Genomic DNA, 440 nt, shown 5'->3' with positions numbered 1-440 from the left:
TGATGGTGGACTGGTCGACCCGGAGTCGTTTGGCGGCGCTGCCGAGGCTGCCCCCGCGCGCCGCATGGAGGAAGATCTTGAGGTCGTCCCAGTCGAGCGAATTGAACTCATGCATCCCAACCAGACAGCAAGCGCTATGCCACCGCCGGTGCGGTGGGAGGTATTGCCGCAGTCTGCAAGCCGTCTTGCAGGATTGTCTGTATCGGGGTCCCGGGGACGCCACTAGCCTGCCCGGAACAAAGGACAAAGCCATGCTTCCCCGCTTCAAGGCCGCCGCGGTGCACGCCGCACCCGTGTTTCTCGACCGCGCGGCGACCACAAAAAAGGCAATCTCGCTCATCCGGGAGGCAGCCGCCGCCGGTGCTTCGATCGTGGCTTTTCCCGAGACCTTCATTCCTGCATTCCCGGTATGGGCTGCGCTCTGGGCCCCGATCGACAAT

Annotated in this window: 1 protein-coding gene; it reads left to right on the top strand. The window is 63.9% G+C overall.

The features are described from left to right. Nucleotides 1-251: 251 nt before the first annotated feature. Nucleotides 252-440: nitrilase-related carbon-nitrogen hydrolase (locus AACY08_RS29865; protein ID WP_339472691.1), on the top strand; the 189-nt coding region annotated here is incomplete at its 3' end.

The organism is Pseudomonas sp. EL_65y_Pfl1_R83, from assembly GCF_963970695.1.
Taxonomy (GTDB): Bacteria; Pseudomonadota; Gammaproteobacteria; order Pseudomonadales; family Pseudomonadaceae; genus Aquipseudomonas; species Aquipseudomonas tritici.
The sequence above is the reverse complement of the archived record's forward strand: the minus strand, read 5'-3'. Positions and strand labels throughout refer to the sequence as shown.